Raw genomic sequence first — 21,184 nt, forward strand, 5'->3', positions numbered from 1 at the left:
ACCGGGGGGTCAGTTGTCGGGGAGCCAGTTGCCGTGGAAGCCGGACGGAACGCGGACGGGGAGGTGGACGACGGCGACCGGGTCGCCGGTGAAGTCCTGCGCGGAGATGATGACGAGGTCGGTGGCGGCGCGCTCGGTGTCGTAGGCCAGCGCCATCAGGTAGCCGTCGTCCTCGGCGGCGTCGGGCGCGGACGGGACGAAGACGGCCTCGCCGACCGCCGAGCCCGCCGGGAAGAGCCGGGTGTCGGTGCGTCCCGTCCGGTAGTCGCGCTTGAGGAGCCCCTCGCCGACGAGATCGCCGGGGGACGACTCCGAGGTGACGGTGTAGCCGTAGCGGTGCGGCAGGGACGTCAGCCGCTCGTCCACGCGGGGGAACTCCTGGGAGCGGTCGTCGAGGGTCTGCTGCACGAGCGTCCCGGCGGCCGGGTCGATGGTCCAGCGGTCCAGGACGGGCGGCGGGTTGCCCTCCAGGCGGCCGTCCCGCAGGAAGCTGGGGAACTTCGCCAGGTCCAGCACGATCCGGTCGCCGTCGTCGTAGGCGTTCATGGTGTGGAAGACCCAGCAGGGCTCGATGCCGATCCACCGCACCTCGGACGCGTCGCCGGTGCGCGGCAGCAGCCCGATCCGCGCCGGGTGCGCGTCGTTCCACGCGTACGGCAGGCCGGCGCCGTCCGCGGCCAGCTGCATGGAGAAGGTGACGGGCAGGTCGTAGACGATGACGTACTTCTCCGTGAGGGCCAGGTCGTGCACCATCGGGCTGTCGGAGACCGGGATCTCCACCGAGCGGGTGACGACCCCGGAGGCGCTCAGCACCGTGTACTGGAGGTGCTCCCAGCCGAAGTAGTAGGCGATGGCGTGCAGCTCGCCGGTGGCCGGGTCCTTCTTGGTGTGCGCGGTGTAGCCGCCCTTGAGGGTGCCGCCGAAGTCGCAGGGGCCGACGGTGCCGAGGTCGTGGCTCAGCTCGTACGGCCGGAACCCGCCCTCGATCAGCGCGAACGTGCGGCCGGCGTGGCCGATCACGTTGGTGTTCGGGGCCATGTCGAAGCCGTCGAGGGCCGGACCGTCCGGCCACGGTTCGCCGAGTTCGGTGGCCACCCGCCGGGACCGCACCCAGCGGTTGCGGTACCACTCCGCACGGCCGTCGCGCAGCCGCACCCCGTGGACCATGCCGTCCCCCATGAACCAGTGGTAGGACTCCGGGTCCTCCAGCCCGAGCGGGTTGGGGCCGATCCGCAGGTAGCGGCCGTTGAGCTCGGCGGGGACGCGTCCGGTGACGGGCACGTCGTGGGCGGTGGTCTCCTCGGTGACGGGGGTGTGGACCCCTTCCAGGAACGTGTTGGACATCAGCAGCCTCGTTTCTCTCGGGTCGAGGGGGTCCGGAACAGGCCGGTTCCCATGGCGGCGAGCGTGGCCTCGAAGACCTCGTCCGCGTCGGCGGGCAGATGGCCGGCCATTTCGAGGCTGACCACGCCGTGGATGGCGGCCCACAGCGACGCGGCGACATGGCGCGGTTCGCCGCCGGCGAGCAGCCCGGCGGCGTCCAACGCGGCAACGGCGTCCTCGAGGATGGTGAAGGTCGCCGCCGCCTGCACCAGGGCCTCGTCGCTCGGCCGGAACCCCGGGACGGGCTCGCCGAACATCAGCCGGTAGTAGTTGCGTTCGGCCAGGGCGTATTCGCGGTAGGCGCGTCCCAGTTCGACGAGGTGCTCCAGCGGATCGGACCGCTCCGGCACCGCGGCCAGCCGCCGCCGGAAGCGCTGGAAGGCCTCCACGTACAGCGCCTCGACCAGCCCGGCCTTGCCCTCGAACATCCGGTACAGGACGGTCGTGGAGCAGCCGACCTCGGCCGCGATCCGCCGCAGCGCCAGCGCCCCCGGCCCCTCGGCCGCCAGCAACCGGCTGGCGGCGTCCAGCAACGACGTGCGGATCGCCGCGTCCCCCTGCCGCTGGGCCAACTCGTACGGACTCGAAGCCATACCGTCCTCAATAACGCTGTTTTTCCATAGTAACAGCGTTATCCCACGCCCTCGAACGCACGTCAACCCCCCACCGAAGGAGCGGCGCCCGTCCGGGCGCCGCTCTACGGGGAAGTCAGGGGACCATCCGAGCCCAGATCCACTTGCCCCCGCCCGGGTCCCCCGTGGCACCGCACCGCACCGAAAGCGCCTGGACGATGTGCAGCCCCCAGCCTCCGTTGTCGTCGAACGCCTCCTCGGACAGATCGAGGTCTTCGAGCGTGAGCCGCCGCAGCGGCTTGGCATGAGGAGTGCCGATGCCGGAGTCCCAGACGGCGATGATGATCCCGTGCCCGTCCCGGCTGAGCTGAAAGCGGATCTCCTGGGCGGGCGTCTCGTGGACGGCGTTCGTGATGAGTTCGGAGACGATGAGAAGTGCATCGTCGAGAATATGAAAATAGTCCCATTTGCGTATCCAGGCGTCCGCCAGAGTGCGCGCGAGCCCCACCGTGGCCGGCGCCCCCAGCAGGGGAATGATCAAATCCCCCGTCTCCGTCATCACCATCGTCCCCGTCCTTGCCTTGGTTTCCGATTTCCTGTGGCAAGGGTCACTCCCTTGACTTATGGTTTGCCTGTAGTCACCCATAGTGAAAACAGGGAGAAGCGATGCCGAAGGTCCGCAAGCCTCTCAACCCCAAGATCTCTATGTGGTTCTTCCTGGCCTTCTGCATGCGGTTCTTCCGCGAGCGGGAAGGGCTGTCGCTCACCCAGTGTGGGGAGATCATGGGGCTCGCCCGGTCGTCTGTTTCCAACATGGAGGCGGGAAGGCGACGGCCCCAGGACGACCAAATGCGCAAGCTGGACAATGCGTACGGAACGGGCGTCCTATTCCAGGTTCTGCTCTGGTTCGCCCGAATGGCCCACGACCCCGACTGGGGAAAGCAGATCGAGAGGTACGAGGAGGAAGCCGTCTCGATCAAGAGCTACCACGGCCAGGTCATCCCCCTCGCGTTCCAGACGGACGACTACACCTGGGCGTATGTCAGGGCGAGCAAATTCAAGGACCTCGATGCCAGCATGGCTCGCCGCACCGCGAAGAAGCAGGCCTATTGGAAGAAGGGGGATGCGCTGCTCAGCTGGACGGTGCTCGACGAGGCCGTCCTGATGCGCCCAGCAGGAGGGAAGGAGGTCATGAGGAAGCAGCTGGAGCACCTCCTCGCGCTGTCCGACCTCCCGCACGTGAGCATCCGCATCGTCCCCTTCACGTCGGGCGAGTACATGGGCGTTGATGGTTCGATGCAGATCATCGGCCTTGAGGACCGGGACGTCGGATACTCGGGTGCGATGAACGGCGGTCGCTTGATCGAAACGCCTGGCGAGGTTCGGGAGCTTTCGATTACGTTCGACCGTATCGGCGTGAAGGCTGCCTCCGAGGAAGCCTCTCGCGAGATCATCAGGCAGTACTTGGAGAGGTACACATGACTGTCCAGTGGCGCAAGAGTTCCTACAGCGGCGGCGCGAACGACGAACAGTGCGTTGAGCTGGGACGACTTGCGCCAGGGGGCGGCATTGGGGTTCGGGACTCGAAGGACCCGGACGGCGGCCACCTCACCCTCACATCCGTGCAGTTCACGCGCCTCGTCGCTCGGATCAAGCACGAGGCATGAGCGTGCAGTGGCGCAAAGAGCACCCACAGCGGCGGAGCGGACGACCAGCACTGCGTTGAGCTGGGACGACATGCGCCAGGGGTTGAGAGCGGCATCGGGGTTCGGGACTCGAAGGAGCCGAACGGCGGTCACCGGGTGCGCTCGAGATCCGGGATGGGTTCGGGCGAACCGGTCGAGGGATGCAGCGGCGTTGTAGGGGTGCGGTTATGCGGCCCGGTTGTCGGCCGCGTCGGGTGGACCGATCGTGCCCGGTGGCCCGCTACCCGTCCGGGTTCTTGATCGGACGCCCGGTGGTGGCAGTAGCCGGTAGATGTACTGCCCGTCGGGGTCTTTGGTGATCCCGATCTGGTGTGGGGTGGTGTGTTTGAAGCGGTTGTGCCATCCGCAGGTGAGGGCGAGTTGGTCGATGTCGGTGGGGCTGTTGCCGAGGGCCCAGCCGTTGACGTGGTCGACTTCGCACAGCGTCCCCGGGATCTCGCACTCTCGGACCGCGCAGGTGGGGTACAGCGTCTCGAGTACCTGCCGTTGGGCGGCGCTGGCGAACCGTTCCCGGTAGCCGAGGTACAGGGGCGTGTGTCCGCGTCCGAGGATCAGGGGTGACACTCCGGCCGATAGCGCGATGCGGCGAGCCTGCGGAGCCGGGATCGGGGTGCCGTCGGTGAGGCGGGCCGGAGCATTGCCACCGGTGAGAGTCTCCAGGTCGCAGATGACGGTGACCTTGGTGGCCTTGTGCCCACCCGACAGCACACTCGACAGTGCCGCCGCTGTCCGCTCTCCCACATCGCGGTGGTCATCAGGTCCGGCCGGCTTGGCCAGCGGGGCGAGGGTTCCGTCCCAGATGGCGGCGTCCTCGGGGTTCAGCCATCCCTTGATGTAGCGGCCGCCGTCCAACGAACCGGTGCTGGTGATCCACGACTTGGCGTACCCGCGCTTGACGTCCTCACCAGGAGCAGCCTCGGTGCCGTCCCGCTCGGCGATCACATCGCAGATACGGCGCCCGAACACCCCCACCTTCGCCGCCGAGAAGCCTTGATCGACCAAACGCAACAGGGTCGTCTCGGCTTGAGCGCAGTCGGTGTCCTCCAGCCGCGCCACGCTCTGCGCGACCGTGGCGGCGTACCCGTACGACAGCTCCCCGGCGGCGAGGCGTTCGACGACCTGCGGGAGGCGATCCCGCTGCCGGGCGAGGATGAGGCGTTCGGTGGTGCGGTTCTCCCGCATCCCCAACCGCGACCGCAGCCACGCCCGCGTCGACGGAAACCCCCACCGCTTCTGCTCCCCGGTCACATCAACCCGGCGGATGAAACCGGCCAGTGCACTTTCCTGAATATCGCAGGCGACCGCCAGAGCCTCGGTGAGTTCCAGGCACGCGGCCGCCGATTCCGGAGCTTCACGCCGGGCGAGTTCAGCGGCGATCGCCGACACCGCGTCCACCAATTGCGCGGTGGACGCCGCCTCAAAGTCGACCGTCACTGATTGCATAGGTAAAGCATACCCTGCGTAGCCGACGATCGCGACTTGGAAGGGGTCGTATTATGTTGCTCTGGGGATAGGTATAGCTAGGTACACCTCGGGTTGGCGCGGTCGAGTTTATTAATTGTTTTGTGGACACTTGTTGGTCAAGTACGCGGACGTGGATGTGTTGTGGGTTGGCGCGGCAGGGAGAGGCAGGGGGAGCCTGCCTCTGCCTTCAGGTCGGCTACCCCGGCGGAGGTCCTGGCCGCGGTAGCCCTGGTCAGCCCGCAGATGCCGATTGAACCCCGGGTACCTTCCCGGCCCCGCCAAAGGCCGAGCAGACCGCGATCGCATTCGCGTGGGTGGGCCAGTACCCGTCCCCACGGCCCTCGATCCGCCGCCCAGCGCAACCCGTCCGCAGCCAATACATCAGCGCGTTGATGATCTATTACTGCGAGTGCGCCGGTGGTCGGCCACTCGGCTTGGCCGCCGGGACCAACCCGGCGATCAGGTCCCACTCGGCATCAGACAGATCGGCCGGATAAGGGCGACGCACGACCGCTCTGTGCTCAGGACACTAGCGCTCCTCGGCGACTGCCTCGGATGTCGCCGGAATGTTGTCCGTCTGGGCTGGCCATGACTCCGGGGGTGGGCCGAAAGCGCGACGACTGGCCTTCACGGTCAGAGCGGCCATGGCGGCGTTGGCGCCACCACCGATCACAGCGCCGATACCGAACGGTGCCACTCGGCCGAGAACGATGATCCCCTGCTTGGTCCCGTACTTCGTGATGAAGTGCCTCCCCAAGACCTTGTTGATCTGGCGCAACGTCTCGGCGGGCACCTTGGCGACGACCTGACGCCCCCAGTGCTGCCCCGTGCGCTCGGCGATCTTGGAGATGGTGGCGGAGCCGGACCCGCCGAGCATGATCCCCATGACGATCGTCCGGCGGCGCTCGATCTCGTCGATGGGGACACCGTGGACCTCGGCGATCGAGAGCGCGAAGAGGACGCTCAGCTCGAGAGATGAGAAGGTCTCGCCCGCCGTCAGCGCCAGTGCGACTCCCGTGCCGACGCCGGGTGCGGCGGCGGTTCCTCCGACTGCGGCGCCCGACCCGGTCAGGGTGCTGACGTACATCCGCTCCAGATTGCGGATCACCTGTGCCGGTGTCGCATCGGGGTTCCGCTGGCGGGCCCGGGCGATGTTCTTGCGCACCAGCGGGCTCTGGATGTCGATGGCCTTGTCCAGGAGATCAAGGACTCGCTGCCCGCGTCCGACTGGCTCCGGAACCGGTTCGGCGAGGGCATCTGTCGTCATGCCTTGAACTCCTCAGATCGTCACGTCCCGACGGGGGGGGGTCTTACTCAAGCAGCGAAGTGGGTCTTGCGCCAGACGAATTGGGCCGCCGACCGGCAGAAAGGCCGAAGGCGGCCGGCCCGCCGGTGGCGCGATTCCTACGCTCGCCTCATGGCGATTACATATGAATGGCGGGGCGAGATCGAGAACGCAGCCGTCAACGCGCTGCACGCGGAGGGCTTCGGTCATCGGGGCCTGGACATCGACTGGCTGGCGCAGGTCCACCGGCACAGCCTCGGCTGGGTCTGTGCCCGGCGCGAAGGCGAACTCGTCGGCTTCGTCAGCATCGCGTGGGACGGCGGGGTTCATGCCTTCGTCCTGGACACCGTGGTCAGGGGAGACCTGCGCCGTTTCGGGATCGGCGCCGGATTGGTCGCCGCGGCTGTCCGGGGCGCCCGGGCGGCGCGGTGCGAGTGGTTGCACGTCGACTTCGAGGACGACCTGCGGGCGTTCTACGTGGACGCCTGCGGGTTCGAGCCGACAATGGCGGGCCTCATCGCGCTCTGACCGGGCGTCAGCTGCGCTGGTCGGCTCGGTGAATGAGTAGTCGTACTCATGTGGGGCGGGGGCGGGGGCGGGGCGGCCGAGACTGGGCGGTATGGCTGCTTCGCAGGGAACACCGGCCGGTGGCGGCGTGCTCCGGCGCGGGCCGGGCTGGGGGACGGACGTGCTGGTGTCGGTCTCGCTGATCGTCCTTCAAGTGCCGGTGATCGGATGGGCGTGGCTCTCGGCGGGCATGGACGGCTGGGCGCGCGGCTACGACGATGAGAGCCCGTACGGGGCGGCGTGGGATCAGGCCGTGGTCGTGACGCTGGTGTGCGCGGGCGTCGGTGTGGCGGTCGCCGTGGTGCTTCTGGGGTTCGGCAGGGGGCGGCGCGGGTGGGTGAGCGCCGTGACGCAGGGTCTGCTGGGCGTCGTGCTTCTGGGGGGTGCGTGGGCGGCGCACCGGGAGGCGCATCCGCCTGTGGCGCCGGTGCAGCACGAGTACCGGGGCCACGGGACGACCTCGTGCACCGCGCAGGCGCATGCCAAGGACGGGTGCAAGTGACGGTGACGAGGCGCACGGGGGCATGGCCCGCCGTGCGCCTCGTCGGTGGGTCAGCCTTCTATGCGGTGTTGGGTCCAGAACGAGGTGAGGTCGGTCGTGGTGGCGGCCTGGGCGGCCTTTTTGAATTCGGCGGTGGTGGAGATGCCGTACCAGTGGCTCGAGGCGTAGGTCTTGAGGAGGTTCGCCATGGCGGAGTCACCGATCAGGCGTTGCAGGTCGTGCAGGGCGCACTTGCCGTAGGTGTAGACGACGGTGGAGTACCGGGACGAGTGCGCGTCCCAGTAGGCCATCGAGTTGGTGATCTTCTCTGCGGAGGAGGCCCAGGAGACGCTGTTCCAGCAGCCCGCGCCGCTGATGCCCCGGTAGAGGTCGGTGGAGTAGTCGGCGAACGCCTCGTCCAGCCAGGGGTGGTTGTACTCGTCGTCGCCGACGATGCCGTACCACCACTGGTGGGCGAGTTCATGGGGGAGGGCGACGTCGCTGACGAGGTCGAGGACGAAGCCGGGGTACTCCATGCCGCCGAACCAGAAGTTGTTGTCGAGGACGGCGTCGACCTCGCCGTACGGGTAGGCGCCGAAGCGGCCGGAGTGGGCGTCGATCGCGTCGGTGGCGAGCGACAGCATCTGCTGGGCGCTGGACTGGCTGATGCCGCTCACCCAGTACATGTTCACCTTGACGCCGTTCGGCGAGGTGGCGGAGATCTTGGAGAACGGGCCGGCGCCCCAGGCGAACTCGCGGACGTGGGTCGCGGTCGCGGTGGTGACCGTCCGGCCGGACGAGCCGGGGGTGTCGACGGAGGTGCCGGTGGCGGGGACGGCGAGGGAGCTGGGGTGGTCGAGCGTCACCTTGTAGTCGCTCGCCAGGCCGTAGAACGACTCGCCGTTGTCGGTGTACGGATCGAGGTGCCAGCCGTCGCCGTCGTGGACGGCCAGGACGGGCAGCGCGTTGCCGAGGAAGTTGTACGCCCCGTCGTGGCCGAACCGGTCGGCGCCGGACGGGACGGCGATGCCCAGGTCGAACGCGACGGTGGCGCTCTGCCCCTGCGGCAGCGGGTTCGGCAGGGTGATCTTCATGGCGGTGCAGTCGACCGTGAGGGACGAGGCGGTGCCGCCGGTCACGTTGGTGACGGTGATCGGGGTGGACGGGCAGTTGCCGTGGGCGTTGTCCCACAGCCGTAGGTAGACCTCCGATAGCGGGGCCGAGTCGGTGTTGGTGAAGGCGACCGACTCGTGGCCCTGCCAGTTCGCGCCGGACGAGTCGCTGGTGAGGTTGACGGTGTAGGACTGCGCGTCGGGCGTGCGCGTGCCGTCGCCGGTGGGTGGCGGCGTCGTGCCGCCGCCGGCGATGTCGAGGGCGACGTCGTCCAGAACGAAGCTGGTCTGGGCGCCGGAGTCCTCGACGCCGGTGAAGGACAGCGTGACGGTCTTGCCCGCGTAGGCCGACGCGTCGAAGCTCTTCTTCACGTAGCCGGAGTTGGCGTCGAGGTTGGAGTAGGTGGCGACGGTGTCGCCGCCCATCTTCGCGGTGAGCTTGTCGTAGGCGGTGCCCGGAGATTCGTCGGTGTCGACATGCAGGTAGAACGACAGGGTCGCCTTGCAGCCGGCGGGCAGCGTCACCGACTGGGACGCGGTGTCGGTGTGGGACGAGCCGTAGCCGTCCAGCCAGGCGAAATGCGTCCCGGAGTGGGCGCTCTCGCCGCTGCCGTTGGCGGATACGACGCCGGACGAGGTCGTCCACGGCGAGGTGCCGCTCTCGAACCCGCCGTTCGAGACGACCTGGGCCGAGGAGCAGTCGGTCGTGGTGGCCTGTGCGGGCGCGACCGCCGCGACGAGGCCGCCCGCCGCTGTCGCCACGGCGGTGGCGGCGGCGGCCAGGAGTCTGGTGTTCATGGTGCTCCTTGCTCATGGCTGTCGCCGGCCCCCCAGCGGTGGGGACCGGCGACAGGTCGGGGAAGGGGGCGTCAGCCGGCGTTCACGGCCACGTCGTCGATGACGAAGCTGGTCTGGAGGTAGGCGTCCTCCGTGCCGGAGAAGGAGAGCGTGACGGTCTTGCCCGCGTAGGCGGACAGGTCGATGCTCTTCTGGGCGTAGCCCGAGTTGGCGTCGAGGTTGGAGTAGGACGCGACGGTGGTGCCGCCGGCCTTGACGGTGAGCTTGTCGTAGGCGGTGCCAGGCGACTCGTCGGTGTCGATGTGCAGGTAGAACGTGAGCGTCGCCTTGCAGTTGGCCGGGATCGTCACCGACTGGGTGGCCGAGTCGGTGTGGGACTGGCCGTAGCCGTTGAGCCAGGCGAAGTGCGTCCCGGAGTGGGCGCTCTCGCCGCTGCCGTTGGCGGACACGACGCCGGACGTGGTGGTCCAGGGCGAGGTGCCGCTCTCGAACCCGCCGTTGGACACCTTGTCACCGGGAGCGGAGCAGCTGCCGCCACCGGGCGGGTTGACCGTCCAGGTGAAGGTGGCCGTGCCGGTCTGGCCGGAGGTGTTCTTGGCGGTGACCGTGACGGTGCTGGTGCCCGCCGTGGTCGGGGTGCCGGAGATCACGCCGCTGCTCGCGTTGATCGACAGCCCGGCCGGCAGCCCGGTCGCGCTGTAGGACAGCGTCTGCCCGTTGGGGTCGCTGGCCTTGACCTGCACGCTGACCGGCTGGCCGACGGTGCCGGTCTGGTCGCCGGGGCTGGTGACCGAGGGGCCGCCGCCCTGGCCGGGGCAGGTGCCCGGGACGGGGTCGGAGCCGGTGACGCTGACCGCCGCCCACGCGGCGTTGACGGTGTTGTACTCGGTGCAGTGCGTGCCGTACAGGTCGGCCGCGGCCTTCAGCGAGTCGGTGCGGGCCTGCGCGTAGTTCTCGTTGCTGTTGGCGTACGAGGCCAGCGCCTTGTACCAGATCTTGCCGGCCTTGTCGTTGCCGATGCCCGTGACCGTGGAGTTGTTGCAGGTCGGGCTGTTGCCGTACCCGTGGTCCCCGCTGCCGACGGCGGCGAGGAAGAACCAGTGGGCGAGCGGGCCGAGCGAGTAGTGCGGGTCCAGGCTGCCGTTGCTGCTGGAGTAGCAGTCGGGCGAGTTGCCGTCGAGCGACGGGTGGTACATCCAGCGCAGCGGCTGGTTGTCGCCGTTGATGTTGATCAGCTCGCCCATGGTGTAGTCGGGCTTGTCGTTCGGGTTGTCGGCGTAGAACTCCACCATCGTCCCGAAGATGTCGCTGGTGCCCTCGTTCATCCCGCCGGTCTCGCCGTTCTCCTCCCAGCCGGTGAGGGCGCCGCTGACGCCGTGGCTCATCTCGTGGCCGGCGACGTCGAGCTCGACCAGCGGCCGGGCGTTGCCCTGGCCGTCGCCGTAGGTCATCTGGGTGCCGTCCCAGAACGCGTTGACGTAGGCGTTGCCGTAGTGGGTGCGGGACGGGACGCCGCGTCCGTCACCGAAGATGCCGCTGCGGCCCTGGACGTTCTTGTAGTAGTCGTAGGTCATCGCGGCGCCGTAGTGGGCGTCGACGCCGGCGGAGGCGGGGTCGCTGTTGGAGCCGTTGCCGAACGTGCCGGTGGTGTTGCTGAAGATGGTGCCGGTGCCGGACGTGGCGTGGTTCAGGTTGGTGGTGTACCCGTTGCCGTGCGACGGGTCCTTCATCTGCCACGTGCTGCCGGACTGCGTCAGGTCGAGGTTGACCGTCCCGACGTAGATGCCGTGGCCGGTGCCGGTCGTGAGCGCGGTCGTCGGCGCGGCGGGAGCGGCGGCCCGGGTGCCGGCGGGAGCGATGGTGTCGATCTCGTCGCTGCTCTGGACGACCCTGCCCTTGCGCGCGTCGACCATGACGTGCAGCTTGCTGGGCGTCTGGTCGGCCTTGACGCCGGACACGACGGTCTCCCAGACCAGCGTGGCGGAGCGGCCTTCCATCCTGATCGCGAGCTTGGGCGTGGAGACCGCCGACACCGTGCCCTTGAGCTGCTTGCGGGCGAGCGCGGCGGCGTTGCGGGAACTGACGGCGGGCGTGGTGCGGATCGCGCCGGAGGTTCCGGACGCGGTCTCCAGCGTCTTGTAGGAGCCGTTCGGTTCGAGGTGGACGATGAGGTCCCCGCCGTAGACGGGGAGTCCCTTGTAGGTCCGGTCGAAGCGGACGTCGGCGGCGCCGTCGCGGCTGACGGCGACCGTCCGGACCTTGAACTTCTGCCCGCTCGCGCGGTGCGCGCGCTTGCCGTGGGCGTCGAGGGCCTTCGTCGCGTTCTTGACGGCCTTGTCGCGCGTGGGCGGTGCGGGGTTCAGCGTGAAGCCGGCCTTGGAGAAGGAATCGGGTCCGGTGGGCTGAGCCTTGGGGTCGGGCTTGGCCTGCGGGGCGGCGGCGGCCTCGGGTGCGGCAGCGACGCCGGTGAGGGCGATCAGCGCGGCCGCCGATGAGACGATCGCGATGGTCCGTTGGGACATGGGGGTGGTCGTCCTTTCACCACTGAAGCGGGTAACCCGTGGTGACGGGGGTGGACGTCCGGACGCCGTCGGGCGCGCGCTCCCTTCCGTGCGATTTCCGTCAAGACGGGCATCACGGACAAGCGCGAGTCTGTGGACACACGGGGGTTTGCAGAAGCCTCACGGCGCACGCGTAGGGATATCCCTATGCCCCCGGCACGGCGCCGGAGCGGGCCCGAAAGAGGAGAGGAAGTCGCAGGTCAGCGGCCGGACACCGCGACCCGCGCGACGTCCACCCGGGAGCGGACGCCCAGCTTGCGGAACGTCCGGGTGAGGGCGGCCTCGACGGTCTTGACGCTGAGGAAGAGCCGGGACGCGATCTCCCGGTTGGTCGCGCCCTCGGCGACCAGGACGGCGACTTTGCGCTCGATGTCGGTGAGGACGTCCAGCGGGTCCGCGCCGGCGCGCCGCCCGCCGGACTCGCCGCGGCCCGGCCCGCCGTCGTCGAGGGCCCGCAGCTCGGCCTGGACCCGGTTCAGCCAGGGGCGCGCCTGCGCCCGGGCGAAGACCGTGCGGGCGCGCAGCAGGTCGGCGCGCGCCTCGCCCGCATCGCCCATGCGGGCGCGCAGCGCCCCCAGCTCCAGCCAGGCGCGGCCCTCCTCCAGCCGGTACGGGAGCGCCTGCAACTGCTCGGCCGCGCGGACGAGCCCGTCCAGCCCCGCGCCGAGGTCGCCCTCGGCCGCGCGGACCAGCGCGGACGACCGTTCCAGCACGGCCAGCACGCCGCGCCGCCCGAGCCGGGACGCCTGCGCCCGCGCCTCGGCCAGCACGTCCGCCGCCTCCCGTGTGCGGCCGACGCCGGCGAGCGCGTCGGCGAGGTCGGCGTGCCAGCGGCGCACCGCCGGATCGCCCAGGCCCTGCCCGTTCTCCATCCGCCGGACCCGGTCCAGGATCCGCACCGCGCCGGCGGCGTCGCCGAACTGGAGCCGCACCTGCGCCTCGGCGTGCAGCGCGCGCGGCAGGAACAGCAGGTCGCCGTCGCTCTCGCTGTGCTGGAGCGCCTGCTCCGCCGCGGCCAGCGCCCGGTCGAGGTCGCCGCCGGCGGCCTCCGCCAGCGCCAGCGCGTACCAGGACGGACCCTGGCTGAGCCCGCTGTCCTCGGCCAGGTCCAGGCTCTGCCGGGCCAGGCTGAGCGCCTGCCGGCAGCGGCCCCGGTGGATCTCCACCTGGCTCATGCAGAACTGGCTGAGGCACAGGCTCTCGACGACGCCGCGCTGGCGGACGCCGTAGATCAGCGTGCGCAGCTCGGCGCGGGCCTCCTCCAGCCGGTCGTGCAGCAGGTGGTGCCGGTGCTTGAGGTAGATGGGCCCGTTGTGGTGCCACATCACCTGCGGCTCCTGCGGGTCGGCGAGCGCGCGGCGCAGCGTCTGCTCGGCGTCCGGCCGGCCGAGGAAGAACTCGATGTTCGCCTGCTTGGTCAGCGCGAGCAGCTCCGTCACCCGGTCCCCGGCGAGGGCGGCCAGCTCGGCGGAGCGGCGGGCGTGCTCCAGCGCGGCCTCCGCCGAGCCGAGCACCATCCAGGCCCGCCAGCTCAGCCGGTAGTGCAGCGGCGCGAGCAGCGCCGGCTCGCCCTGCGCGTCCTCCATCGCCCGGGGGAAGACCTCCTCCACCTCGGCGAGCGCCTGGCCGGAGGAGTCCATCACGACCATCCACGCGTGCACCCGGTCCGCCGGCCGTGCCGTGGTCTCCAGGACGAGATGGGCCAGCCGCCTGGCCAGCGCGTAGTCGCCCGCCGCGACGGCGTCCTCGGCGGCGCGCAGCCGCCGGCCGACCTCGGCGTCCCGCTCGGACTCGGGGGTGTGCTCGGCGGCCAGCTCGCCCAGGTGGGCCGCGGTGGACAGGCCGCCGCGGCGGCGCGCCACGGCGGCGGCGTCCTCCAGCGTCCCGGCGATCCGCCGGTCCCGCCCGGACGTCAGCTTCGCCAGGTGCAGGGCCCGCTCGACCGGATCGCGGACGGCCTGCGACAGCGCCGCGTGCGCCGCCTTCCGCTCGGCGGCCTCCGCCTCGGCGTAGATGACGGCCGACAGCAGCGGGTGGGTGAACCGGATCTGGCCGTCGGCGGTCACGTCCACGATGCCGTGCCGCTCGGCCTCAGCGAGGTCGGCGCCGCCCGCCCGGCGCAGCAGCTCGACCGACGGGCGGCTCGCCGCGCTCGCCATCAGCAGCGTCTCGCGGGTGCCGCGGGGCAGCGCGCTCACCCGCTTCTGGATCAGCACCGACAGGCTCTGCGGGATCGGCAGCGCGCCGCCCCGGGGCCCGCCCTTCTCCCATGCGCCGCTCCGGTGGCCGCCCTCTTCCCACGCGCCGCTCTCGACGACGCTGCGCGCGAGCTCCACGGCGAAGAACGGGTTCCCGCCGCTCACCCGGTGGATGCGCGCGAGCTGCGCGCGTGGCCAGGACCGGCCGAACCGGTCGGCGAGTAAAGCCGCGAGCTCCGCCGCCGACATCGGCGGCACCTTCACCGTCAGCACGGGTGCCGGGCACAGCCCGGCCGCCTCCCGCCACTGCCCGCCGGTGCCGCGCGGGTCGCCGAACGACGCCCGGACGGAGGCGACCATCCGCAGCGGCGGCGCGAGCCGCCCGGCCCGCCGGGCGACGAAGGCGAGCAGCTCCCCGGTCGGCTTGTCCAGCCACTGCGCGTCGTCGACCAGGACGAGGCCGGGCCGGTCGGCGCACAGCAGCCGCAGCGTGTGCAGCACGGCCAGCCGCAGGCACAGCAGGTCGCGCTCGCCGATCGGGACGTCGTGCAGCAGCAGCGCGGACCGCAGGGCGCGGCGCTCCGGCTCCGGCAGCCGCTCGACGACCTCGTCGGCGCCCTGCGCGACCAGGTCGATGAGCCCGAGGAACGGCAGGTGCCGCTCGGTCTCGGCGGGGCAGCAGGCGAACACCCGGTGCCCGGCCGCGGCGTACTCGTCGGCGAGCGCGGAGACCAGCGTGGACTTCCCGATCCCGGTGGGGCCGACCAGCAGCGCGCCGCCGCCCCCGGCGAGGTGCCTGCGCACCTCGCCCAGCATGCCCGCGCGGCTCGGCGCCGCGTCGCCGCGGACGTCGCGGGGCCCCTGCCCGTCTGTTGCCGGAGGACGTGCCGGTGGGACGATGCCCACCACGTTTCCGCCGGTCGGCCGGATCGCATGCTTCATCGCGTGGCCTCCGCACCGCCTGGGTCGGCGTGTGAACCCGTCGCGGACGGTAACCCTCTCCGCAACCGCAGTCAAGATCCTGGTGGCGGTCCGGGCGGGACGCCCCGGAGCCCTCCGGAGCGGACCATTGCGCGGGTCATGACCTCAAGTCAGTACGTCCATATGTAAGAACAAAGTATTGACTGGCTCCCGCGCTGCGGATACAAATGTGCCCCAAGCCACACATGGATGACGAACAGGTGAACAGAGGGTGAACGCCCTCTGAACGACACGTGACGTCGTCCTTCCTCGACCGGGCCATTGGAGGCACACCATGCGGGTCGGACTGTTGGGCGCGGGACGGATCGGGGCCTGGCACGCCCGGTTCCTGAGCGGTCACCCGCTGGTGGAGGAGCTGGTCATCGGCGACGCCGACGCGCGCCGGGCCGAGGCCCTCGCCGGCCCGCTCGGCGCCCGCGCCGCCGACCCGGACGCGGTGCTCGCCGCCGGCCCGGACGCGGTGCTCATCGCGACGCCCACCTCGACCCACGCCGACCTGCTCGTCCGGGCCTGCGAGGCCGGCGTGCCGGCGTTCTGCGAAAAGCCCGTCGCGCCCGACCTGCGCACGACGCTGGAGGTCCGGGACCGCGTCGCCAAGACCGGCGTGCCGGTGCACATCGGCTTCCAGCGCCGCTTCGACGCCGGGTACGCCGCCGCCCGCCAGGCGGTGCTGGACGGCCGGCTCGGCGACCTGCACCGCGTGCACCTGGTCACCGCCGACCCGGCGCCGCCGCCCGCCGAGTACGTCCGCTCGTCCGGCGGGATCTTCCGGGACTGCCACATCCACGACTTCGACATCCTGCGCTGGGTCACCGGCCGCGAGGTCGAGTCGGTCACGGCGGTCGGCGCCAACCGGGGCGACGACTACTTCGCGGCGGCCCGCGACGTCGACACCAGCGCGGCCGTCCTGGTGATGGACGACGGCACCGTCGCGACGATGCAGGGCTCGCGCTACAACGGCGCGGGCTACGACGTCCGGATGGAGCTGTCCGGCACCGCCGGGACGTGGGTGGTCGGGCTGGACGAGCGGGCCGCGCTGCGGTCGGCCGAGCCGGGCGTCGACTGGCCGTCCGGGGACGCGTGGGGCAACTTCTGGGACCGGTTCGAGCCCGCCTACGCGGCCGAGATTGGAACGTTCCTAGACGTGGCGCGGGGGCACGCGGACAGCCCGTGCACCGTCGACGAGGCCCTGGAGGCGCTGCTCATCGCCGAGGCCGCCACGCTGTCGCTGCACGAGGAACGCCGCGTCCGGCCCGCGGAGCTGCGATGATCTGGGCCGTCGCGTTCGCCGCCGTCGCGCTGGCCTTCGTCTGGGTGACCGGGGTCAACGACGGCGCCGCGCTGCTCGGGCTGAGCGGCCGCTACCCCCGCTCGTCCGCGCCGCTGCTGATGCTGCTCGTGCTGGTGCCGCTCGTCGTGGTCCCGCAGCTCGTCGGGACGGCCGTCGCCCGCACCTTCACCGAGCGGCTCGCCGACCTCGGCGACCCGCGCGGCGCGGTGGCGTTCCTGCTCGGGATCACCGTCGCGCTCACCGTCGTCGGGCTGCTGTCCCGCAAGGGGCTGCCGACCAGCCTGACGCTGGCGATCCTCGGCGGCATCGGCGGCGCCTGCTTCGGCATGGGCCTGCACGTGTCCTGGGGCGGCCTCGCGACCGTCCTGCTCATCGGCGCGGCGGCGCCGCTCGTCGGGACGGCCGTCGGCTACGGCCTCGGGCTCGTCTCGCGGCGCGTCCCCTCCTTCACCGGCATGCCGCGCGCCGTCCGCACCGCCCACGTCCTCGCCTACGGCGCCCAGTGCGCCGCCTACGCCGCCAACGACGGGCAGAAGATGCTCGCCGTCGTCAGCGTCGCCCGCCAGGTCGTGGCGACGCGGCGGCTCGGCGCGGTCGGGCCCGTCAACCCCGCGCCGCTGATGCTGCTGCTGATCGCCGTGGTGTTCTGCGCCGGCGCGCTCAGCGCGGTGCACCGCGTCGGCGAGCGGCTCGGGCGCGGCCTGGTCCTGGCCCGGCCGCTGCACGTGGTGTCCACGGAGGCCGCGGCAGCCGCGTCGGTGACGGCCAGCTCGTTCGCGGGCGCGCCGGTCAGCATGACCCAGTCGGTGACCGCCGGGGTCGTCGGCGTCGCCGCCAGCGAGGGCGCGTCCCGGGTGCGCTGGCAGAACGTCCTCGGCATCGGCGCGGCGTGGGTGTTCACGCTGCCGCTGGCGTTCGCCGCCGGCGGGCTCGGCGGCCTCGCGGCGAGGGCGCTGTGAGCGCCGCCGTGCGGCCCGCGCGCCGCTTCCGGCTCGTCTGGGACGACCTGCGCGGCCGGTCCGGGAACCGGGTGATCGACCAGGTCGGGCGGCAGATCCGCGCCGTCCGCGACGGCGCCGAGCTGGCCCGGGAGATGGCCGCCGGACGCCTCGCCCCGGCCGGCGCGCGCGCCCGGATGGCCGAGATCGAGCACGCGGGCGACGCCGAGCGCGCCGCGCTCGCCGCGATGCTCGGCGACGTGCTGGCCACCCCCATCGACCGGGAGGACCTGTTCCGGCTCTCCCGGTCCGTCGACGACATCCTCGACAACCTGCGCGACTTCGTCCGGGAGGCCGACCTGTTCGGCCCGCCGGAACTCGACTTCACCCTCGCTCCGCTGGACGCGGTGCTCGACGGGCTGACCGCCCTCGACGGCGCCGTCCGGAAGGTCCTCGCCGAGCCCGCCGCCGTCACCATCGCGGCACTGGGCGCGCGCAAGGCCCGCAACCGGGTCCGGGAGACCAGGCAGGCCGAGTTGGCCCGCCTGTTCGCCGGCCCGCTCGGCATCGACGTCCTGCGCGGGCGGGAGCTGCTCGCCCGGCTGGACGCGGTCGGCCGGCGCCTCGGCGAGGCGGCGGACGCCCTGTCCGACGCGATGTTGAAACGCAGTCACTGACCCCGCTTCATGAACGACCCCGCGTCACCGCATGAGAGAGCCGCAGGCTCGGGGGCCCGCGGATGCACACCGAGGAGAGAGCTCACATGATCCGCACCATTCCCACCGGGCGCCGTGCCCGGGCCGGTGCCGCGGCGGCGGTCGCCGTCGTCACCGCGCTGCTCAGCGCCTGCGCGCCGTCCACCAGCGGGGAGGCCGGCGCCAAGGGGACGCCGCTGCCGTCGGTGACCGTGGAGGACGCCGCGTCGTTCGACCTGGACGCGCTCGTCGCCGCCGCCAAGAAGGAGGGCAGCGTGCTCGCCTACGACGGCAGCGGCGACGTCAAGGACATGGCGGAGGCGTTCACCAAGAAGTACGGCATCAAGGCCGAGGGCATGAAGTCCAAGGCCGCCGACACCGCCGAGAAGATGACCCGGGAGGCGCAGGCCAAGAACGTCACGATCGACGTCAGCCTGTTCGAGGACGGCCCGATGCTGGTCGGCCAGCTGCTCCCGCAGCAGATCGTCAAGACGTGGATCCCGCCGGACCTCGCGTCCCACATCGGCGAGGCGAACCGCAACCCGCTGATGATGATCTCCAAGGCGTACGTGTTCGCCTACAGCCCGAAGCTGAGCCCGCAGGGCTGCCCGGTGAAGAACATCTGGGACCTCACCGACCCCAAGTGGAAGGGCAAGGTGATGCTGCAGGACCCGCTGGGCAAGGAGGTCTTCACCCAGTGGTTCACGCAGATGTCCCAGCAGGGCGGCGACAAGCTCACCGCCGCCTACGAGCAGCTCGGCAAGGGCAAGCTCAAGCCGTCGGAGGACGACCCGGCGCACGAGTGGGTGAAGCGGTTCGCGCAGAACTCACCGGTGCTGACCACCGAGGACGAGGACGTCGCGGCCGGGGTCGCCGCGCCCAACCAGACCCAGCAGCGCATCGGCCTGCTCTCCATCGCCAAGTTCCGCGACGTGGAGGAGAAGGGCTACCAGATGAAGGTCTGCGAGGGCCTGAACCCGTGGGTCGGGTTCGCCTACCCCAAGTTCGCCACGATCGCGACCGGCTCCAAGCACCCGAACGCCGCCAAGCTCTTCGTGCACTTCGCGATGGAGAAGGAGGGCTTCGACCTGGAGGCCCACGCCGGCGGGGTGTCCGGTAACGACGAGGTCGGCGTCAGCAAGAACAACCCGCCCGGGCTCGGCGACTGGAACACGCAGCTGTACCAGTTCTCGGCGAGCCGGCTGATCGCCGACTTCCGCGCGCGCCAGGACATCAAGGACTTCTGGCGTCTGAACCACCACTAATTCCCCTGTCCGGCGGGCCGCGAGCGGCGGCCCGCCGGGCCCCTCACCCCGGAGGAACCTTCCATGGCGGTCGCCGCCCCCGCACGGCCGGCGTCACGTGGCCGGCGCGTGCTCTACCGGGCCCGCGTGCTGCTGCGCGATCCCACCGTGCTGCTCGGCATCCTGATGAGCCTCGTCCTGCTGTATCTGGTCATCGCGCCGCTGGTGTCGGTGATCTCCGACGCGGGCCGCGTCCAGTACGGGGACGAGGAGCGCTCCGGCCAGGCCCCCGGCTCCTGGACGAGCTACTACCTGTGGCGGGTGTTCCGCTCGCCCGTCAGCAAGCTGCTGTTCTGGGAGCCGCTGTGGCACACGCTGTTCGTCGCGGTCGGCGTCATCGTGTTCGCGCTGGTGGTCGGCGGCTCCATGGCGTGGCTGGTGACGCGGACGAACGTGCCGGGACGCAAGTTCCTGGCCGCCGCGCTCGTCGTGCCGTACATGCTGCCGTCCTGGACGTTCGCGCTGGCGTGGCTGACGCTGTTCAAGAACGAGGGGTCCGGCGGGCAGGTCGGCTACCTGCAGGGCGCCGGCATCCACACCCCCGACTGGCTCGCGTACGGGCCGTTGCCGATCATCGTGACGCTGGGCCTGCACTACTACCCGTTCGTGCTGCTGCTGTTCGGTAACGCGCTGCGCCGCATCGACTCGCAGCTGGAGGACTCGGCGCGCATCCTCGGCGCCGGCGGGAAGACGGTCATGCGCCGCATCACGCTGCCGCTGATGATGCCGGCGCTGTCGTCGGCGGTGCTGCTCGTCCTCGGACGCGTCCTCGGCACGTTCGGCACCCCGTACATCCTCGGGCTGCCCAGCGACTACAACGTGCTGTCGACCAGCCTCTACCACGCGATCCGCGACCGCAGCACGGGCGTCGCGTCCACGCTCGCGGGCGTGATCGTCCTGGTCGGCGTGATGGTGGTGCTCATCGACACCCGGCTCGTCCGCGAGCAGCGCCGGTTCGTCACCGTCGGCGGCAAGGGCGCCATGGACCGGCGCGGCGACCTGCGCGGCTGGCGCTGGCCGGCCTTCACGATCGGCATGGCCGTGTTCGCGGCGAGCGTCGTCATCCCGGTGCTGACGCTGCTGCTGTCCACGATCACCAAGACGCCCGGCGTGTTCAGCGCGGACAACTTCACGCTCAAGTACTGGTTCGGCACCGACATCCCCGGCGCGGTCGGGTTCCCGCACGGGGTGCTGCGCGGCAGCGAGCTGTGGGAGGCGGCCTGGAACAGCCTGCGCATCGTCGGCCTGGCGTCCCTGGTCTGCGGGCTGCTCGGCCTGCTGATCGGGTACGTGGTGGTGCGCAGCGACGGCAGCCGGGTCTCGACGTTCCTGCGGCAGGTGTCGTTCCTGCCCTACCTCGTGCCCGGCATCGCGTTCGCCGCCGCCTGCCTGTCGCTGTTCGCGGTGCGGCGCGGCCCGGTCCCCGCCCTGTACGGGACGATCACGCTGCTCGTCCTCGTCCTGGTGATCACGCACCTGCCGTACTCGTCCCGGTCGGGGATCGCGGCGATGATGCAGCTCGGCCGGGAACCGGAGGAGGCGGCGCAGATCAGCGGCGCTCGGTGGCCGACCCGGATGCTGCGGATCATCATCCCGATCCAGCGCGGCGCGCTGGTCACCGGCGTGGTGCTGCCGTTCATCTCCGGCCTGAAGGAGCTCAGCATCGTGATCATGCTGACCACCTCGGGCACCCAGCTGCTGACCACGCTGTCGATCGGGCTGGTCGACTACGGCTACACCCAGCTCGCCAACGGCGTCGTGCTCGTCATCGCGCTGGTCTCGTTCACCATGACCTACCTGGCCCAGCGGCTCACCAAGAGCAGCCTGGCCTCGGGCATCGGAGGTTGA

17 protein-coding genes and 1 pseudogene are annotated in these 21,184 nt (G+C 70.9%); 10 read left to right on the forward strand and 8 right to left on the reverse strand.

Annotated elements, in window-relative coordinates; translation table 11 throughout:
• Nucleotides 1-9 precede the first annotated feature (9 nt).
• The 3 genes from ABD296_RS28250 to ABD296_RS28260 all read right to left on the reverse strand — a co-directional run bounded on the left by ABD296_RS28250 (nt 10) and on the right by ABD296_RS28260 (nt 2,520).
• Complete coding sequence (locus ABD296_RS28250) at nt 10-1,344, reverse strand: carotenoid oxygenase family protein (RefSeq protein WP_344273552.1); 1,335 nt, start codon at nt 1,342-1,344, stop codon at nt 10-12.
• Entirely contained in the window at nt 1,344-1,976 is a 633-nt protein-coding gene (locus ABD296_RS28255; protein WP_344273555.1) for a TetR/AcrR family transcriptional regulator, read from the reverse strand. The genes ABD296_RS28250 and ABD296_RS28255 overlap by 1 nt, the downstream gene beginning before the upstream one ends.
• 115 nt (nt 1,977-2,091) lie before the next feature.
• The gene (locus tag ABD296_RS28260) at nt 2,092-2,520 is read right to left on the reverse strand and encodes an ATP-binding protein (RefSeq protein ID WP_344273558.1); all 429 of its coding nucleotides are present in this window, start codon (nt 2,518-2,520) and stop codon (nt 2,092-2,094) included.
• A 101-nt stretch (nt 2,521-2,621) separates the two neighbouring features.
• Here ABD296_RS28260 and ABD296_RS28265 point away from each other — a divergent pair, with 101 nt between their 5' ends.
• The 3 genes and pseudogenes from ABD296_RS28265 to ABD296_RS28275 form a co-directional block, all read left to right on the forward strand.
• The gene (locus tag ABD296_RS28265) at nt 2,622-3,437 is read left to right on the forward strand and encodes a helix-turn-helix domain-containing protein (protein WP_344273561.1); all 816 of its coding nucleotides are present in this window, start codon (nt 2,622-2,624) and stop codon (nt 3,435-3,437) included.
• Nucleotides 3,434-3,622 (forward strand): DUF397 domain-containing protein, encoded by a 189-nt coding sequence (locus tag ABD296_RS28270; protein ID WP_344273564.1) that lies wholly within the window; start codon nt 3,434-3,436, stop codon nt 3,620-3,622. Before ABD296_RS28265 ends, ABD296_RS28270 begins: the two co-directional genes overlap by 4 nt.
• Before the next feature lie 27 nt (nt 3,623-3,649).
• Nucleotides 3,650-3,901 (forward strand): annotated as a pseudogene (locus ABD296_RS28275) (DUF397 domain-containing protein); the annotation flags it as partial.
• Here ABD296_RS28275 and ABD296_RS28280 read toward each other — a convergent pair.
• Nucleotides 3,827-5,104, reverse strand: coding sequence for an HNH endonuclease signature motif containing protein (locus tag ABD296_RS28280; RefSeq protein WP_344273566.1), 1,278 nt, complete (start codon nt 5,102-5,104; stop codon nt 3,827-3,829). The pseudogene ABD296_RS28275 and the gene ABD296_RS28280 overlap by 75 nt on opposite strands.
• 550 nt (nt 5,105-5,654) lie before the next feature.
• The gene (locus tag ABD296_RS28285) at nt 5,655-6,392 is read right to left on the reverse strand and encodes a hypothetical protein (protein ID WP_344273568.1); all 738 of its coding nucleotides are present in this window, start codon (nt 6,390-6,392) and stop codon (nt 5,655-5,657) included.
• 150 nt (nt 6,393-6,542) lie between these two features.
• On the opposite strand from ABD296_RS28285, the gene ABD296_RS28290 reads away from it, so the two are divergent.
• The gene (locus ABD296_RS28290; protein ID WP_344273570.1) at nt 6,543-6,938 is read left to right on the forward strand and encodes a GNAT family N-acetyltransferase; all 396 of its coding nucleotides are present in this window, start codon (nt 6,543-6,545) and stop codon (nt 6,936-6,938) included.
• A 91-nt stretch (nt 6,939-7,029) separates the two neighbouring features.
• Nucleotides 7,030-7,479, forward strand: coding sequence for a DUF6234 family protein (locus tag ABD296_RS28295; protein WP_344273573.1), 450 nt, complete (start codon nt 7,030-7,032; stop codon nt 7,477-7,479).
• 50 nt (nt 7,480-7,529) lie between these two features.
• Here the strand turns inward: ABD296_RS28295 and ABD296_RS28300 are convergent, their stop codons facing one another.
• From ABD296_RS28300 to ABD296_RS28310, 3 genes are all read right to left on the reverse strand, one after another.
• Nucleotides 7,530-9,368: a M1 family aminopeptidase gene (locus tag ABD296_RS28300; protein WP_344273576.1), complete on the reverse strand. Its 1,839-nt coding sequence runs from the start codon at nt 9,366-9,368 to the stop codon at nt 7,530-7,532.
• A 71-nt stretch (nt 9,369-9,439) separates the two neighbouring features.
• A complete protein-coding gene (locus tag ABD296_RS28305; RefSeq protein ID WP_344273579.1) occupies nt 9,440-11,890 on the reverse strand; it encodes a M4 family metallopeptidase in 2,451 nt (816 codons plus the stop codon).
• Nucleotides 11,891-12,129: 239 nt separating this feature from the next.
• Nucleotides 12,130-15,069: an AAA family ATPase gene (locus ABD296_RS28310; RefSeq protein WP_344273582.1), complete on the reverse strand. Its 2,940-nt coding sequence runs from the start codon at nt 15,067-15,069 to the stop codon at nt 12,130-12,132.
• A gap of 313 nt (nt 15,070-15,382) precedes the next feature.
• Here ABD296_RS28310 and ABD296_RS28315 point away from each other — a divergent pair, with 313 nt between their 5' ends.
• The 5 genes from ABD296_RS28315 (at nt 15,383) to ABD296_RS28335 (ending at nt 21,184) form a co-directional block, all read left to right on the forward strand.
• Complete coding sequence (locus ABD296_RS28315) at nt 15,383-16,378, forward strand: Gfo/Idh/MocA family protein (RefSeq protein ID WP_344273585.1); 996 nt, start codon at nt 15,383-15,385, stop codon at nt 16,376-16,378.
• Entirely contained in the window at nt 16,375-17,358 is a 984-nt protein-coding gene (locus tag ABD296_RS28320) for an inorganic phosphate transporter (protein WP_344273588.1), read from the forward strand. The genes ABD296_RS28315 and ABD296_RS28320 overlap by 4 nt, the downstream gene beginning before the upstream one ends.
• Complete coding sequence (locus ABD296_RS28325; protein WP_344273591.1) at nt 17,355-18,014, forward strand: DUF47 domain-containing protein; 660 nt, start codon at nt 17,355-17,357, stop codon at nt 18,012-18,014. Before ABD296_RS28320 ends, ABD296_RS28325 begins: the two co-directional genes overlap by 4 nt.
• 86 nt (nt 18,015-18,100) lie before the next feature.
• Nucleotides 18,101-19,297 (forward strand): ABC transporter substrate-binding protein, encoded by a 1,197-nt coding sequence (locus tag ABD296_RS28330; RefSeq protein WP_344273594.1) that lies wholly within the window; start codon nt 18,101-18,103, stop codon nt 19,295-19,297.
• 63 nt (nt 19,298-19,360) lie between these two features.
• Entirely contained in the window at nt 19,361-21,184 is a 1,824-nt protein-coding gene (locus tag ABD296_RS28335; RefSeq protein ID WP_344273597.1) for an ABC transporter permease, read from the forward strand.

It is taken from the genome of Actinomadura napierensis (assembly GCF_039529375.1).
Lineage (GTDB): Bacteria > Actinomycetota > Actinomycetes > Streptosporangiales > Streptosporangiaceae > Spirillospora > Spirillospora napierensis.